Origin of the sequence: Vibrio sp. Sgm 5 (assembly GCF_026241575.1) — a bacterium.
Taxonomy (GTDB): domain Bacteria; phylum Pseudomonadota; class Gammaproteobacteria; order Enterobacterales; family Vibrionaceae; genus Vibrio; species Vibrio jasicida.
On record NZ_JAPHPY010000055.1, the window covers coordinates 21,079 to 34,826 of the forward strand.

Here is a 13,748-nt window from a genome sequence, read left to right on the forward strand (position 1 = left end):
CCTCTGATATTCTCAGAGGCTTTTGTGTTTTTGACGTAGGTAAATTTTGTCGTGAATACTTTGTTCATCTTTGATTAAGGTTGATAAAATTACACTGCGTAGCAAGAATTGATGAGATAAATAAAAAGTATGAAAAGAATAACGCAAGAAGTGAATGACTTTATCAGCCGAGGAATGGATTCTAACGTGCGAATCGCAGTGACTGGCTTGTCTCGTGCGGGTAAAACCGCCTTTATTACTTCTCTGGTTAATCAATTACTGCATACAGCAACACACGACAACTTGCCGCTGCTGACAGCGGCGCGTGATAAGCGCTTGATTGGCGCGAAGCGTGAGCCTCAAGCCAATATGATGGTACCGCGTTTTGCTTACGATGATGCGATGAACCAAATTCACGCAATGCCGCCTCAATGGCCAGTACCGACTCGTGACGTCAGTGAGATTCGTCTGGCTCTAAAATACAAGCCAAATAAAACCACCAAAAAACTGCTGAGTAAAACGGCGGTACTGAACGTTGACATCATCGACTATCCGGGCGAGTGGTTATTGGACTTACCACTACTTGATATGGATTTTGCGACATGGTCGCAGACGCAATTTGAAGCGTTAAAAGGGCAACGTAGCGAGCTTGCTCAAGCTTGGCTAGAAGAGTTAGACCAAGTCGACCTCAATGCGGACGTCAATGAGAAAAAGCTAGAGAGAGTCTCACAGGCTTACACCGATTATTTGCATGCGTGTAAAGCGTCTGGCTTGCACTGGGTTCAGCCGGGACGATTTGTTTTGCCTGGAGAGCTTGCAGGCGCACCTGTTCTGCAATTTTTCCCCTGTCAATTAGAGGCCGAAGGAAAAACGGTAAAAGGCAGCAATTTAGCGATGCTAGAAGCGCGTTTTCACGAATATCAACAAAAGGTCGTGAAAGCATTCTACAAACACCACTTTGCGACATTTGATCGCCAAATCGTGCTGGTGGATTGCCTGCAACCATTAAATGCGGGTGATGAAGCTTTTTATGATATGCGCCAAGCACTTGAGCAGATCATGCACAGTTTTCGTTATGGTCGGAGTAGCTTCTTACGCCGCTTGTTCTCGCCAAAAATCGATAAAGTACTGTTCGCTGCGACGAAGGCTGACCATGTGACGCCAGATCAGCATCCTCAACTTGTTTCTTTGCTGCAACAAATGGTGCATCCTGCGTGGCAAACGGCTTCTTACGAGAACATTGAAATGAGCTGCATGAGTATTGCCTCTATTCAAGCAACGACATCTGGCTTTATCACTTCGGGGGATAAAACGGTTCCAGCCCTACAAGGGACAACCATAGAAGGGGAGGCGATAACGATGTTCCCTGGGGAAGTACCAAAGAAACTTCCGAATGCTGTTTATTGGCAAAACAGTGGCTTTGATTTTACGTCTTTCCGACCTATGTCATCAGAAAGTGATGAGCCGATGAAGCATATTCGTCTAGACAAAGCACTTGAATACCTACTGGGAGACAAATTGAAATGAGCGAGCTAAAACAAAAACAAGTCTTCTCTGAAAAGGTTATGCACAGTGAGGAAGAGGATGTATCGCCAGAGTTTACGGCGCAAAAGACATTCTCGGAAAACGAGACTTTCGTTGCTGTTGAAATAGAAGAGCAACCGGAAGACACCGAGCAAGAATTACAGCTTGAACATGTGATTCGTCCAAAACCTGGGCGTAAATGGTTTACAACAGGGTTATTTGCCACCTTTGCTGGTCTGGTCGGGTGGCAGGCGGTGGATTCGATTGTCACGGCTGTGCAAACTGCAGATTGGCTTGCATTGGGCTGGGCTGGCTTTATCTCCACTATTGCCTCTTTTGGTTTAGGAGCGTTAGGTAAAGAACTATGGAAGCTACGCAAACTTCGCAACCACTTTAGCGTGCAGGAAGAAAGTGAGGCTCTTATCGACAGTCAAAGCGTTGGCAAAGGCAAAGTATTTTGTGAAAAAGTGGCTGAGCAAAGTGGTGTACTTGCTGAAAATCCGGGCTTCGATCGTTGGAAGAATAGCGTGAATCCAGCACACAGCGATGCCGAAATCCTAGAAATGTACGACTCAATGGTTGTCAGTCAGCAAGATAAACTCGCGACCAAAATTGTCTCACAGCATGCGACAGAGTCAGCTGCGTTAGTTGCCGTTAGTCCACTAGCAGCGGCTGACATGTTGTTAGTGGCGTGGCGTAATTTCAAAATGATCGATAATCTCTCGAAAGTCTATGGCGTTGAACTTGGGTACGCATCCCGAATCAAGCTACTTCGTGCGGTTTTTGTGAATATGGCGGCGGCTGGTGCAAGTGAACTGGCGATCGATGCGAGCATGGATTTGATGTCGATGGACCTCGCAGGAAAGGTGTCTGCTCGAGCAGGGCAAGGCTTGGGAGTGGGTATTCTCACCGCACGCCTAGGTTTGAAATCCATGTCATTGCTTCGCCCATTGCCTTGGTACCCTGAGAGACAAGTGAAACTCGGCGCTATTCGTAAAGAAGTGGTGGCGAAAGTTGCATCAATCATGATGAAACCGTAATCAATATCACCTTTGACGGTGAGGATTGCTTGACGCCATTCCAAGCTTGGTAGAAACTACTGTCAACTTTTCCTGACAGTTGTGAATTGGGATATTTTAAGTGCGTCTTGAAGTCTTTTGTGAAGATAGACTCGGTTTAACCCGAGAATTGCTCGATATTTTAGCGTCTAAAAGCATCGACTTACGTGGTATCGAAATTGATATCAGTGGCATCATCTACCTGAACTGCCCAGATATCGATTTTGATACTTTCAGTGAGTTGATGGCCGAAATCCGCCGTATTCCGGGGGTTAAAGACGTACGTAAAATCCAATTTATGCCAATGGAGCGCCACAATACGGAGCTGCTTTCATTGGTGGATAACTTACCTGATCCGGTCTTTGCCATCGATCTGAAAGGCGCGGTAGACATGGCAAACATGTCTGCACTTTCTCTGCTTGGGCAACATAAGCAAGATGTGATTGGCACACAAATTGGTATGCTATTGCCAAGTGTGCGCTTTAATCGTTGGACAGAAGGAGTGAATGCCCGTACCAGAGAAAGCCTTGTCATCGATGGTTTGGATTATATCCTCGAGTTGATGCCGGTTTATATCAAAGATGAAGCTCAAAACTCCACGCTCGCCAGTACGCTAATGACCATTCGTTCAAGCCAGCATGGCGTGCAAATCGAAGAGACATTGCCGTTACAAAACCAATTGGGTTTCGAGCATTTTGTCGGTTTATCCAATCGCCACAAAGCATTGATCAATCAAGCAAAGAAACTTTCTGTGCTTGACCAACCGTTGTTAATTGAAGGTGAGACTGGTACTGGTAAGGAAATGCTAGCAAAAGCGTGCCATAGCCGCTCTGGTCGTGCGAACAAACCATTCCTAGTACTTAGCTGTGCTTCTATGCCTGATGATGTCGCAGAGACGGAACTGTTTGGTCATGCCCCTGGTTCATTCAATCATGAACTTGGCCACAAAGGCATATTCGAACAAGCAAACGGTGGTACGGTGTTCCTCGATGAAATCGGTGAAATGAGTTCGCATCTGCAAATTAAACTGTTGCGCTTCTTGCAAGATGGAAATTTCCGTCGTGTTGGTGCTGAAGATGAAATGCATGTCGATGTTCGTATTATCGCATCAACAAAACATAACCTTGCCGAGTTAGCCGAGGCAGGGCAGTTCCGCGAAGATTTATACTATCGTCTCAATGTGCTCACCTTGAATATTCCTCCTCTGCGCAAGCGTTCAAACGACGTCGCGCCGTTGCTGGATTTATTCGTCACGAAACACGCGCAACAATTGGGCATTGATAAGCCAGAATTTGATGATGAATTGGTTGATGCGTTAGCGAACTATCAATGGCCTGGTAATATGCGTCAGCTAGATAACATGGTGCTTCGCGCGTTGACGGAAATGGAGGGTAGCTTGTTGAAAGCGGATAACTTCAATCTACCGCAACCTCAAGCAATGGGCGGTGGCTCAGCAACGTTGAACTTAGATGGTTCGTTGGACGAAATTATGCGAGATTACGAATCGCAAATCTTAGAGCGTTTGTATCAATCTTTCCCTTCAAGTCGTAAGCTTGCGAAGCGATTGAATGTTTCGCATACCTCGATTGCGAACAAACTGCGTGATTATGGTATTCGAAAAGCCTAAGGCGATCGCAAAATTGTGGCTTCAGCAAAAGCTAGAGTACCAGCAAGAACTTATCTGGAATCAAATGGAAGTTGTCAATAATAATGGAAGATAAAAGCTCCTCAATCGCCGTTCACAAGTTGAACGGCGACTTGCTTCTACGCACTGCAGATATTGGTGATGCCGATATGATCGCTGCGTATTTTCAAGCGAACAGAGAATATTTAAAACCCTATGAACCTAAACGCGAGGAAGCTTTCTATTCTGTTAATGGCTGGCTGCAAAAGCTGATCAAGTTGAAAGAGCTCCACCGTATGGGCTTAGGCTATTATTGTCTGCTTGTTCATGCCGATTCTGGTAAAATGCTCGGAACACTTTCTTTCAGCAACCTGACTCGCTTTCCTTTTCATACATGTAACGTGGGTTACTCGCTCGCAGAAGAGGCTCAAGGAAACGGCTATATGCGCCGCGCGTTGAAAATGGCATGCGATTATATGTTTGATGTGCAAAAAATGCATCGCATTCAAGCGGGTTACATGCCACACAACACACGCAGCGAAGCGGTGCTACAGCATGTTGGCTTTGAGAAAGAAGGCTATGCAAAGGAATATTTGTTGATCAATGGTGAGTGGCAAGATCACGTGCTGACGTCCTTGACCAACCCGAATTGGAAGGCAGAGGCTTGATAAATGGAAAGACTGGAAAAGCAATTAGCGTTATTGATTGAACTCGATCAACTGAAAAGCGTGCTGCGTAGAACCCGTGTTAAAAGTGCTGAGGGTCGCTTAGAAAATAGTGGTGAACATAGTTGGCATGTTGCTTTAATGGCTGTGTTGATGCAAGAGCACGCGAATGCACCTGTCGATATTGGTCGAGTGATGAAAATGCTGCTTATCCATGATGTGGTAGAGATCGACGCGGGCGACACCTTTGTTTATGATGTTGCAGCCTCAAAAGAGCAAGAAGAAAAAGAATTGAAAGCCGCAGAGCGGTTGTTTGGCATGCTGCCAAGTGACCAAAGTAGCGAATTACTTGCTTTGTGGAATGAGTTTGAAGCCGCACAAACTGACGATGCCAAATATGCTAAGGCGCTGGATCGCCTTATTCCTATGCTACTGAACTATCATAATGATGGCCAAAGCTGGATAGAAAATGGGGTAACGCGAGAACAAGCGTTAACCGTTAACAAAAGAATTGAACTTGGCTCTGCCACGTTATGGGACAAAGCCAAAGAACTGATTGAAGGTGCCACCGAGAAAGGTTGGCTGAAGTCGTAAAAAAGGAGACTGAATGTCTTATTTGCCTTTGGACGAATACCAAAGAAAATGGATTTTTACTCACCAGTCGATGCCTGTGCCAGAAGAAGACCTCGCTTTTATCAAGCCGATGAGTCAGGCACGTGCAGCGCAGTTTTGGAAAGAGAACGTCAGTGCACAAAGTCCTGATATGGACCGCTTGAGCTCGTCTGATTGGCCAATGAAAGAGCAGAACTGGTCACAAGAGGTTGATTGGATGGCTGCATGGGAAGACGACGAACAAGGGCTTCCTGAAGAAGTGATTACTTTTATTGATTGGCAAGACGACGTCACGGTTTATTTTTGCTACGAGAAGTACAACGTGATTGAAACTAAATGGTCGATTTTTAAAAAGTACTGGAAGAACTTTTTGTTCTACGATGATGGTCCAATGTTACTTGGACGGCGTCGTTCTGAAGCGCTGTGGTTTGACTCGAAAGGTAATGTCAAACTGGGGGAGCGCAGCTAAACACAAATCTAATTATGAAGCCACCAGTACGGTGGCTTTCGTTTTTCTATAAGTTTGATAACGGACTCAACACTCCACCCGCGCCGCGCTCAATGACGTGTGTGTAGATCTGGGTTGTTTTCACATCTGTGTGTCCAAGTTGTTCTTGAACCGTTCGAATATCAGCGCCTGACTCTAACAAATGAGTCGCAAAACTATGGCGTAAAGTATGGCAAGTAACGGTCTTCTCGATACTTGCATCTTTGGCTGAACGCTTTACTGCTCGTTGGATAGCACTTTCATTGATGTGATGACGCCTTAATTCCCCAGTATCTTTGTCTGGGCTTAATTTTGTTGATGGAAATAGAAAGTGCCAGTTGAAATCTAGCTCCGCATCAGGGTATTTTCTTCTCAGCCCATCTGAAATATACACACCAGCATAGCCCGCAACATGACGATCTTTTTGATAGTAGTCGCGAGCTAAGTTCATTTGTGCTTTTAAGGGGGCGTGGAGCTCCTTTGCGAGTGTGACGGTTCGGTTTTTGCCCCCTTTTCCTTGCCAAACACGAATGGCTCCGTAGTCGTAATCGATATCTTGTATTCTTAGCCGTAGACACTCCATGACTCTTAGCCCTGACCCATAGAGTAACTGTATATGTAGTTTGTATTTTGGATCGATATGCTGAACGAAGCGCCTTACTTCAGCTTTCGTTAACACTACTGGCAGTTTCTTTTCTGTCAGAGACTTTTGAAAACGCATATCAAGTGAAAGTGGCATTCTAAAATACTCACGGTACAAGAAAGAGATGGCATTCAGGGCGAGCGCCTGTGTTTTTACGGCGACTTTTTCATCTATCGCTAAATGGCTGAGAAAGCGTTCAACATCGTTTTCAGCTAATTTAGACGGATGAGCGAGCTGGTGGAATACGATGAATCGTTTGATCCAAAAGATGTAACTCTCAATGGTTTTCTTCGCATAGTGACGTGCGATCATATGTTCTTTTATGCTAAGCAAAAACTGACTTTTCATAACTAAATTTACATGGGTATTTATACAGTTCTATAAACTTAGCGTCTTACATCTGATTAGGCTTTACCACGCCGTCTAATTGCGTGGTTGAGCACACAGATTCATACTGATTTTCTATTTGTTTCATAAAGATAAGTGCTAGCATGCAGTTTTCTTTTGGAATGAAAGAAGGCGGTAGCGTGCCTGAAAGGCGGTATATAGCCGTATAGAAAGCGTTATGTGCTTGGAGATAAAATGAGAAAACTATCAATCATTACATTGGGTGTATCAAATATCGAGGTTTCCGCAAAGTTCTATGAAGCCGTACTTGGATTAGAACGCACAGATTATCAATCTGATGAAATTGTATTTCTGGATATTGATGGTCCGGAATTAGCTCTGTTTCCCAAATCCGAATTAGCAAAAGATGTTGGTGTTGAACCAAATGGATCAGGCTTTGTCGGTATTACACTGGCTAGAAATGTTCGTTCGTCTGGTGAAGTGCTTAGTCTGCTGAAAAAAGCTGAGGATAATGGTGGGAAAATCGTCAAACAGGGACAGGCTGTGTTTTGGGGTGGTTTTTCAGGTTACTTCTCTGATCCAGATGGGTACTTGTGGGAGATAGCTGTAGGTTCAGAGCTCTATAAAGCAGAAATTGAGCAACGCACATAACAAATTGTTCAAGAGGGATTCGCAACGCGTGGCATTTTTACTATGCGTTGGTATTAGTGTTTAAGGCGGTATGCGGTGGCATCGGTATTGCGTTGCTCACCCCTTAACAAGGCGTTATGTGCTTGGAGGAATAAATGGGACTACCTAAATCAGGTGATATAGAAAAAATTAAGCTGATTCTTAGTAACCTAAACACTGATCTTACGTTATATAAACAACTCTATATGCAAGATGACAGTCAGGAAATTCTAAACGGTACTGGAGTACTTGTATTTAGTCGCTTCCAATCTTGTTTGCTAGATAGTATCTATTTAGCTATATCGCGCTTGTTAGATCCCGCTAATAATCGAAAGGATAAGAACTTATCGTTTCATCTTTTAGTAACGGAACTAAATTTGTCAGAAGACCCCGAAATATCAGGGTTGCTAGAAAAAGTGAAAGGAACGTTTAAAGATAGTCGCATTAAAGAATACAGAAACAAGGTTCTTTCTCACAATGACTATCGTTCACAGTCTAAGGTGGTGTTTTATCCATTTAACACTGAACTGATATCCTCCATGCTTAGTTCATTTTGGGAGTTGTTAGTCCAGATCGAGTATAAAGTGGGTTTAATTGAGAGTCCTTATACAATGGGACTTGATACTATTTTAAATGGAGATATTTGTGGAGAAGCGTTGTTGTGTAAACTGAGGGAACGCACATAACAAACTGTTCAAGAGGGATTCGCAACGCGTGGCATTTTTACTATGCGTTGGTTTTAGTGTTTAAGGTGGCATGCGGCGGCATTGGTATTGCGTTGCTCACCCCTTAACAGGGCGTTAGCTATTATTGGTATATAAGGAATATTTTAAATGAAGAAAGTCTTTATGGGCTCGTTGTTGAGTTTTTTGGTTTCTAGTAACGCATTGGCCGGTATTTATTCGGATGAGTTGGCCAAATGCTTAGTGAGTTCCACCACTAAGGCCGACAGGATTGAACTTGTTAAATGGATGTTTTCTGCAGCTTCGGCACATCCAGCGGTGAAAACAATCTCTTCAATTACATCTGATCAAATGGAAGAAGCAAACAAAAATGTTGCTAATCTTTTCATGCGTCTGACAACAGAATCATGTTTGGAGCAAACAAAGAATGCTATCGCTTATGAAGGCGCTTTAGCGTTCCAAAGTAGTTTCCAAGTCCTAGGTCAAGTGGCAGGCCAAGAAATGTTTACTAGTCCTGAAGTTACTGCAGGTATGGCAGGCTTAGAGAAGCATTTGGATGAAGATAAGCTATCAGTAATATTGTCTGAAAAACAATAGCTAACAAACTGTTTAAGAGTGATTCGCAACGCGCGGCATTTTTACTATGCGTTGCGTTTAGTGTTTAAGGCGGTATGCGGCGACATCGGTATTGCGTTGCTCACACCTTAACAGGGCGTTAGCCATCTAATGGAGTCAATATGAATCGCAGTTTACGAAAAGGAAAAACCTGTGTTTATTTTCAACATCGTAATACGGGGCACAATATCGGAGTTAAGCTTGCAGAATCTGAGTTGGACAACGATTTAGCTATTCTAAGGTTTACGTTATCACCAGTGAGTGGAGATCAAAAGCATGATGAAAACTATCTTCATGATGAGGTATTAGAATCTGCTTCAATAAGTGATGACCGAGTTATCGACGGTTTCAGGAGGCATATTGGAACTAGCTCAATAAAAGTTACTTCATATAAACTTGAATTATTATCACGCGGTAAAAAGCTAGAGTTCAATGTCACTCCAAAATTGGATAGACAAGGTGATCTAAGTACATTGTGTTTAACTGTTGAAAATGGCTAACAAACTGTTTAAGAGTGATTCGCAACGCGTGGCATTTTTACTATGCGTTGCGTTTAGTGTTTAAGGTGGTATGCAGGAGCTTCGGTATAGCGTTGCTCACACCTTAACAGGGCGTTATAAGAATTTGGTGAGTTATGTACTATTTGAAAAAGAATGTAATAGGTAAAGTACCTGTTTTAGAAATCAGTGAGTCAGAATACATAGAGATCACTAATGCAAAAAAAGTACTCAGATGTGGTTTGTCTATTGAGGAAAAATTTGAAATTTTGCATTCTAACTTTGCAGAGTTCGAGTCTGAAGCTAGTGATGAATTAGCACTCCAAGAGGCATTTAATTCAGCGGATTACAGTAAGATATTTGACTTCCGCATTTTAGCCGAGCGTAGATTAGCAAACCTTTTAACTTCGACCAAAACGTATGTGGATCAAATACCTTCAGCAGCAAGAGATACTTTCACTAATCAGCCAGAAGTTCTCGATATCGCTAAAAAATACTTTCACGAAGCTTATGATTCATGCTTTGAGTATCGTTTTATGGAAATGTTAAGAAATCACGTACAACATAATGGTATTGCAGTTCATTCCTTGAATCATAGTTCTAAACGTACAGAAGATGGTATTGTTAACGAAATATCATTATTAGCGACAAAAGAGCAATTAGTCCAAAATAGTAAAAATAAGAAAGTAACATTAAAAGAAATGCCACAGAAAGCTGATCTTTTGAAAGCGAGTAAAGTGTACGTCCAGCAATTAACTAATGTTCATCGTCGTGTTCGTGATTTAACCTCAGATAATATTTTGGCTGCACGTAAAGTATATGAGGTAGCAGTTTTACGCTATGAAAATTTAGGTGGTGAAAGCTTAGGGTTAACAGCCTTTGATTCCGATAACCAACATGACGGAGCTATTTCAATGACTCTAGAGTTTGATAATGTGCGCCTTATGCTCCTTAAAAAGAATGTTCTTTGATTCATGTGGAAAAAATTTTATAACAAAGCGTTTAAGACAGATTCGCAACACTCGGCATTTTAAATTCAAGTTGAGTTTTGTGTTTACGGTGTAATGGTTTAGTAAGGTGGTAGTGTTGCTCACTACTTAACGCGGCGTTATAAAACCAAGGGAGAGATATGGGAAATCCAATAATAGCAAATGATCCAAACAAACTCGTTTGGTTAAGGTTAAAGCAACTAACAAGTGTCGAGGTTTGCAGAAATTTAATTAAAGACAAGTGTACTAGACAAAGCCTTTCACTATCTGAAGAAACTATTGACCGAAAGTCTATAGGTCTAGCTTCTGCCATAGATTCAGCGTTAGGGTACTGGCAAGAAAAACCGTCATCTCTTAATTCTTGGGTTCTTTCTCGGTATTACGCTTTATTACAGTTAACTATTGCTGAACAGGTTTCTAGTCCAAACAATCAGAGCGACTTGGCTTCAATTCAAAAACATACTGAGCAAGGTCACGGACTGGCTATTTGGTTAAAAGGCATTGATAGTCCTTTGGACTACAATATTTACGGGTTGAAAGGTGGGCATTTCTATTCCTATGCTAAGTATTTAGGACTTGAGCCAAAAGAGTGGGCTGCTGACAGGCGTGCAAAAGACATTTCTGAGCTAGAAATGCACCCAAGTGTTTCTATAAAAGATTTGTTTCAACACATTCCTGAACTGGAGCCTGTTCTCTTCTCCTTCATCCAAGAGCCATCTAAGTGTTTGCATATCGGACACTCATCTGAAAATCATCGATATGAAGACGAAATCCGTAGAAAAAATAGAGAGAAAGGCAACTTCAACTTTTCTCTTCCTAAACGTGATTTTACATTTGTAAGTATTTACGAAAACTTGGACAACCCAATTAACTTGGAGCTTATTCTTGATACTAAGATTCCGTTAGACGATATTCGTATGGAGACGAATGAGGACAGTTCTGAGCGATCTATTTTTAACGGTAAACTTAATCATGAAACAGGCCAGCTTTGGTGGTCAGCGATTGAACACTATAAATCAAGTTTTACTGGTTCTATGTTTATTGAACCAATGTTTGGAAAAGTAAACGATATTGTAGTTCGCCACTTCTTTTTGCTTTATGGCTTAAGCATTTTAGTCAGGTATACACCTGATGTATGGCATGAAATTAAGGCGGGCTCTTATGATAACATCGGTTCTCTGATCGAGTATTATTTGACGACATTTGAAGAAGTTATCCCGTTGTTGATGCTCGATCGAATCACCGGCAAAAAACATAGAACAGCACAACCAGGCTCAATGCAGAGTTTGGTGTAACGGTTTTATAACAAAGCATTTAAGAGTGATTCGCAACGCTTGGCATTTTCGCTTCGCTCAAGTGTAGCCAAGCGCTGCTCACACCTTAATGCGGCGTTATGCGCCAGAAAGGTGAGTCGGTAAAATGAATGAACTAGAAAAATCTATCATCCAATTTATTTTTAGCTCTTATCCAGATGACTTCAAAAACAACTGTATTTCTGAGCTAATTGTATCAGAGCGTGAATATACGGGAGCTGGTGTTATCGTATGCTTCGAAAAACGAGGTAATGTCGTAATTAACCCTAAGACAGTAAACTTTATTGGTCCTCTAATTGAATCCTCAGCTTTGGAACTGGGCGCAGAGACTGTTTTAAGTGTTAATAATGGTCACCTTGACTGCCTAGATATTCTAGTTAGAGGCTGTGGCGACATTAAAGCTGTTACAAGTTATCGGTTAATCGATGAAGACGTTAATTTCATGTGTGATTCAAGCGCATAACAAATTGTTCAAGAGTGATTCGGCACGCGTGGCATTTTTACTATGCGTTGGTTTTAGTGGTTAAGGTGGTATGCGGAAGCTTCGGTATTGCGTGCCTCACACCTTAACAAGGCGTTAACTTGCTCGTGGATTATTTAACTTAAGGAGTATTTCAATGACGGAGAAGTCAGTAGAGTTGTTTTGGAGTGCTGCCGATATTGTCAGATTACTAGAAGTGGTTGCATGGCCGATAGCAAGCATCACAATAGCAGTATTGCTTCGTGGGAAAATTTCTCAAGTTTTCCAAAGCTTGTTTAATAATAGGAGTGTAACCGAAGTTTCAGCCGCTGGTTTTAGTGCTAAATTCTCTGATTCGAAACAGGCTTCAACTGCACCTGAAAACATTAAAGAAAACGCTGTAGCTCCTGCACCTGTAGGTAACGATGCCGCTGAAATTCTTGAGCGTCAAAAGCTAAACGAAACAAAGTTTAGTCGCAGTTTACTTAATAACTTAAAAAATCATAGAGAGTCACTTAAGCTAACATCTGCGCAAACCATTGAGCTGGTGGAAAAAGAGCTTTCGCTCACACAAGCTCGTGCATACTTTGTTGATTTAAATAGGGTGCTCTATCGCTCTCAGTTCGACCTTTTCAATCAGATGAAAATCAATAATGGTTCTATGTCGGCTGCTGAAGTATTAGCTTATTTTAGCGGCATCAAAGCTGGAAATCCAAGTGTGTATTCGAACACTGATTTACATAGTTATTTAGCATACCCGATGCGGGTTGGATTAGTAGAAAAGAATCATGAAGAATACAGTCTCACTGAGTATGGCGATTCATACGTAGAATTCATGAACAAAAATACGCACTTGATTGGCGAACTGGCTCAAAATTAGTTCGCAAGTTAACAAACTGTTTAAGAGTGATTCGCAACGCGTGGCATTTTTATTATGCGTTGGTTTTAGTGTTTAAGGTGGTATGCGGCGGCATCGGTATTACGTTGCTCACACCTTAACAGGACGTTATGCATACACATCGATATATGAGATAGAAACTAATGAAAAAATTCTTGTTGCCTCTCCTGATATCAGCTGCCCTAGGCGGGTGCGGTACTCTAGACAATAAAACGATCCTAATTGATGCCGGAGATTCAAAAGAAAAAGTAATAGATGTTTTAGGGCTCCCTTATGATCGACAATTTGACCAGCAAAAAGAAGCTTGGCAATACTGTGTCTCTGGAGCTGGTTTTGGATATAACGATCATAAAATCATTTGGTTTACGAATAAAAAGGTTACCGGTATTACAAGTTATAGAACGACACGTAGTGGCTGCACTGGAGCCGTTAAAACAATCAAATGGGAAGATGCGCCCGATTACACTGTTGAAATCCGAGAAAGGTGATATGCATAACAAATTGTTCAAGAGTGATTCGGCACGCGTGGCATTTTTACTATGCGTTGGTTTTAGTGGTTAAGGTGATATGCAGAGGCTTAGGCATTGCGTGCCTCACACCTTAACAAGGCGTTAGCCGTCATGGAGCTTGCTATACTCAAAGTGATAGAATAGTATCACTTTAGTATTCCTTTGGAGCAGCTCT

Annotated in this window: 16 protein-coding genes; 15 read left to right on the forward strand and 1 reads right to left on the reverse strand. The window is 42.2% G+C overall.

Annotated features, from left to right (window positions below; genetic code table 11):
• Positions 1 to 129: 129 nt before the first annotated feature.
• The 6 genes from OQJ86_RS22260 (at position 130) to OQJ86_RS22285 (ending at position 5,931) form a co-directional block, all read left to right on the forward strand.
• On the forward strand, positions 130 to 1,506 hold the full coding sequence (locus tag OQJ86_RS22260) for a YcjX family protein (protein WP_265990951.1): 1,377 nt from the start codon (positions 130 to 132) through the stop codon (positions 1,504 to 1,506).
• Positions 1,503 to 2,543 (forward strand): YcjF family protein, encoded by a 1,041-nt coding sequence (locus OQJ86_RS22265; protein ID WP_265990953.1) that lies wholly within the window; start codon positions 1,503 to 1,505, stop codon positions 2,541 to 2,543. Before OQJ86_RS22260 ends, OQJ86_RS22265 begins: the two co-directional genes overlap by 4 nt.
• A gap of 100 nt (positions 2,544 to 2,643) precedes the next feature.
• A complete protein-coding gene (gene tyrR / locus OQJ86_RS22270; protein ID WP_038866464.1) occupies positions 2,644 to 4,188 on the forward strand; it encodes a transcriptional regulator TyrR in 1,545 nt (514 codons plus the stop codon).
• A gap of 83 nt (positions 4,189 to 4,271) precedes the next feature.
• Complete coding sequence (gene rimJ, locus OQJ86_RS22275; RefSeq protein ID WP_265990956.1) at positions 4,272 to 4,853, forward strand: ribosomal protein S5-alanine N-acetyltransferase; 582 nt, start codon at positions 4,272 to 4,274, stop codon at positions 4,851 to 4,853.
• Positions 4,854 to 4,856: 3 nt separating this feature from the next.
• A complete protein-coding gene (locus OQJ86_RS22280) occupies positions 4,857 to 5,444 on the forward strand; it encodes an HD domain-containing protein (RefSeq protein ID WP_265990958.1) in 588 nt (195 codons plus the stop codon).
• Between the two features lie 13 nt (positions 5,445 to 5,457).
• Positions 5,458 to 5,931, forward strand: coding sequence for a DUF2947 domain-containing protein (locus tag OQJ86_RS22285; RefSeq protein WP_038866471.1), 474 nt, complete (start codon positions 5,458 to 5,460; stop codon positions 5,929 to 5,931).
• Positions 5,932 to 5,977: 46 nt separating this feature from the next.
• On the opposite strand, the gene OQJ86_RS22290 is transcribed toward OQJ86_RS22285, so the two are convergent.
• Positions 5,978 to 6,940 carry an integron integrase gene (locus tag OQJ86_RS22290; protein WP_045398113.1) on the reverse strand — a complete coding sequence of 321 codons (963 nt, stop codon included), beginning with the start codon at positions 6,938 to 6,940 and terminating at the stop codon, positions 5,978 to 5,980.
• Between the two features lie 234 nt (positions 6,941 to 7,174).
• Between OQJ86_RS22290 and OQJ86_RS22295 the strand changes: the two genes are divergently transcribed.
• The 9 genes from OQJ86_RS22295 to OQJ86_RS22365 all read left to right on the forward strand — a co-directional run bounded on the left by OQJ86_RS22295 (position 7,175) and on the right by OQJ86_RS22365 (position 13,552).
• The gene (locus OQJ86_RS22295) at positions 7,175 to 7,591 is read left to right on the forward strand and encodes a VOC family protein (protein ID WP_265990962.1); all 417 of its coding nucleotides are present in this window, start codon (positions 7,175 to 7,177) and stop codon (positions 7,589 to 7,591) included.
• A gap of 134 nt (positions 7,592 to 7,725) precedes the next feature.
• Positions 7,726 to 8,295, forward strand: a complete 570-nt coding sequence (locus tag OQJ86_RS22305) for a hypothetical protein (protein ID WP_265990964.1) — start codon at positions 7,726 to 7,728, stop codon at positions 8,293 to 8,295.
• A 147-nt stretch (positions 8,296 to 8,442) separates the two neighbouring features.
• Positions 8,443 to 8,889 carry a hypothetical protein gene (locus tag OQJ86_RS22315; protein WP_265990966.1) on the forward strand — a complete coding sequence of 149 codons (447 nt, stop codon included), beginning with the start codon at positions 8,443 to 8,445 and terminating at the stop codon, positions 8,887 to 8,889.
• A 140-nt stretch (positions 8,890 to 9,029) separates the two neighbouring features.
• Positions 9,030 to 9,407 (forward strand): hypothetical protein, encoded by a 378-nt coding sequence (locus OQJ86_RS22325; RefSeq protein ID WP_265990970.1) that lies wholly within the window; start codon positions 9,030 to 9,032, stop codon positions 9,405 to 9,407.
• 134 nt (positions 9,408 to 9,541) lie between these two features.
• On the forward strand, positions 9,542 to 10,375 hold the full coding sequence (locus OQJ86_RS22335; protein WP_265990976.1) for a hypothetical protein: 834 nt from the start codon (positions 9,542 to 9,544) through the stop codon (positions 10,373 to 10,375).
• 158 nt (positions 10,376 to 10,533) lie between these two features.
• On the forward strand, positions 10,534 to 11,688 hold the full coding sequence (locus tag OQJ86_RS22340; RefSeq protein WP_265990978.1) for a YaaC family protein: 1,155 nt from the start codon (positions 10,534 to 10,536) through the stop codon (positions 11,686 to 11,688).
• 124 nt (positions 11,689 to 11,812) lie between these two features.
• Positions 11,813 to 12,169, forward strand: a complete 357-nt coding sequence (locus OQJ86_RS22345; RefSeq protein ID WP_263180722.1) for a hypothetical protein — start codon at positions 11,813 to 11,815, stop codon at positions 12,167 to 12,169.
• Between the two features lie 154 nt (positions 12,170 to 12,323).
• On the forward strand, positions 12,324 to 13,046 hold the full coding sequence (locus tag OQJ86_RS22355; protein ID WP_265990990.1) for a hypothetical protein: 723 nt from the start codon (positions 12,324 to 12,326) through the stop codon (positions 13,044 to 13,046).
• Positions 13,047 to 13,207: 161 nt separating this feature from the next.
• Entirely contained in the window at positions 13,208 to 13,552 is a 345-nt protein-coding gene (locus tag OQJ86_RS22365) for a hypothetical protein (protein WP_143692574.1), read from the forward strand.
• Positions 13,553 to 13,748: the final 196 nt, after the last annotated feature.